Source organism: Mesorhizobium tamadayense (assembly GCF_003863365.1).
In the GTDB taxonomy this organism is placed as follows: Bacteria; Pseudomonadota; Alphaproteobacteria; order Rhizobiales; family Rhizobiaceae; genus Mesorhizobium; species Mesorhizobium tamadayense.
This window is the reverse complement of the sequence record NZ_RQXT01000130.1, coordinates 1-2,396: the sequence shown is the minus strand read 5'-3', so window position 1 is coordinate 2,396 and position 2,396 is coordinate 1. Positions and strand designations below refer to the sequence as shown.

General features: G+C 61.0%; 2 protein-coding genes. Both read right to left on the bottom strand.

Features of this window, described 5'->3' with window-relative positions; genetic code table 11:
- Positions 1 to 707 precede the first annotated feature (707 nt).
- The gene (glnT, locus tag EH240_RS36705) at positions 708 to 2,039 is read right to left on the bottom strand and encodes a type III glutamate--ammonia ligase (protein ID WP_125007208.1); all 1,332 of its coding nucleotides are present in this window, start codon (positions 2,037 to 2,039) and stop codon (positions 708 to 710) included.
- Between the two features lie 95 nt (positions 2,040 to 2,134).
- On the bottom strand, positions 2,135 to 2,396 hold a 262-nt coding region (locus EH240_RS36700; RefSeq protein WP_245436704.1), incomplete at its 5' end, for a glutamate synthase-related protein.

Genomic DNA, 2,396 nt, shown 5'->3' with positions numbered 1-2,396 from the left:
CGGCCTGCCCAAGGCGCCATCCTCGGAAAAGATCTTCCTCAACGAGCAGGGTCAGATCGAGGGCTTGTTCTAAACCTTGTTCGGGCCGGAATGACAAAAAGGGCGCCGCGCGGTCGCGGCGCCCTTTCAACTTCTGAGGCGCCGACGAATTGTGTTCCGCAGTGCCTCTTTCCTGGCGGGGACAGAACGACGGAATTTGAGCTGCTCGACAGTCGTGGCGTGAGAGATGAACAGGGTCGCCTTGGCTGTGATCGGCATCAAGTGTACGAGCGATGTCGATAGCGCAGATGAACTGGGGCGATTGAAACTCCCAAGGGGAAGACGCCAGGCTGAGGGTTCCTTGGTAGTCTCGCCGAGGTCCACCGGTTGACAGAAGACCACCCGGGGTCCTGTAGAGGATCTCCCTGCGAGGCGATTGCCGCAAAGATACAGCAGGCCCTCAGCGATCTATTTCGGACGTCCAAAGTGGACTGCAGGCCGAGTTTCCTTGAAGCGTGGGCGCGTCCTCAGCATTTCAAGGTGCATGGACCTCCGGATCGCGGATGTGGATGGGAGACAGGTTTCCGTCGTGGACAGTTGGCTGTGCATTGCCCTGGCTAAATACCTAAATTCCGCGTGTCCACTCGCGAGAGCTGGAGTGGTATCCAACGCGATGCGGCGCCAAACGGCGCCGCATCTTGGAACGTCTCTTGAGGGCCGGGAGGGACTCACACATCCAATGTGTTGTCGCGCTCCCATTGCGTGAAGTGCGACACGAAGGAATTCCATTCCTGTTGCTTGAGCTTGAGATAGGCCGACGAGAACTCTTCACCCATCGCTGCTTTCAACGACTTGTCCTTGTCGTAGGCGCGCAGAGCATCAAGCAGATTAAGCGGCAACTTGGCACCGTGATTAATGGTATGACCCTCCTTGTACATATCGACATCGCTGCGCGGCCCCGGATCTGCCTTCGAGCGAATGCCGTCGAGGCCGGCGGCGATGATGACGGCCTGCAGCAGATAGGGATTGGCCGCGCCGTCCGGCAGGCGCAGCTCGAAACGCCCGGGTCCCGGCACACGCACCATGTGGGTACGGTTGTTGCCGGTCCAGGTGACCGTGTTCGGCGCCCAGGTCGCGCCCGAAATGGTGCGCGGCGCGTTGATGCGCTTGTAGGAATTGACCGTCGGATTGGTGATCGCGGCAAGCGCGGAAGCATGCTTCATGATGCCGCCAAGGAAGTGTCGGCCTTGTTCGGACAGGCCCAGGGCCATGCTTTTGTCAGCGAACGCGTTGGTCTGGCCTGCCAGATCCCACACAGAAATGTGTGCGTGACAGCCATTGCCGGTGAGGCCCTGGAAGGGCTTGGGCATGAAGGTCGCGCGCAGGCCGTGCTTCTCGGCGATCGAGCGCACCATGAACTTGAAGAAGGAATGCTTGTCGGCCGTCGCCAGCACGTTATCGAAGGCCCAGTTCATCTCGAACTGGCCGTTGGCGTCCTCGTGGTCGTTCTGGTACGGGCCCCACCCGAGCGACAGCATGGCGTCGCATATTTCCGCTATGACGTCGTAGCGGCGCATCACCGCCTGCTGGTCATAGCAGGATTTTGACGCTGTATCGTATTCGTCTGAAATGTGCTTGCCGTCCGGGGTGACAAGGAAGAATTCCGGCTCCACCCCGGTCTTGACCGACATCCCAAGTTCCGCGGCCTCGGCGACCAGCCGCTTCAGTGTGTTGCGCGGCGCTTGGGCGACGCTTTTACCTTCCATGAGGCAGTCGGAAGCAAGCCAGGCGACGTCCGGCTTCCACGGCAGCTGAATGACCGAGGACGCGTCCGGCACCGCCAGCATGTCCGGATGGGCTGGCGTCAGGTCCAGCCATGTCGCGAAGCCGGCAAAACCGGCACCGTCCTTCTGCATATCGGCAATCGCCTGTGCAGGCACCAGCTTGGCGCGCTGCCCACCGAACAGATCGGTGTAGGAGATCATGAAATATTTGACCCCCCGCGCCGCAGCGAATTCCCGTAGATCGCTTGTCCGAGCGTCTACATTCGTATCGACCATCTTGTTCATTGCTATTCCCCTGTACGGCGCGAGACGATTTTCTTTTCTCTTGCGCCCCGTTGACGTTTCGTTCTCCTGGGACGGCCAATTGCCCCTCAGAAACCTCCCTTCCCCGGTATCCAGTTGGTGCCGGCAAGTGGCACGCCGGCCATGGCGGCCGCCTCGATGCTGAGCGCGACGAGATCCTCGGGCTCGAGATTGTGCAGGCTGTTCTTGCCGCAGGCGCGGGCGATCGTCTGTGCCTCCAGCGTCATCACCTTGAGGTAGTTGGCGAGCCGCCGCCCGGCGGCGATCGGGTCGACCCGCTTCATCAGCTCGGGGTCCTGCGTGGTGATGCCGGCCGGGTCGCGGCCTTCA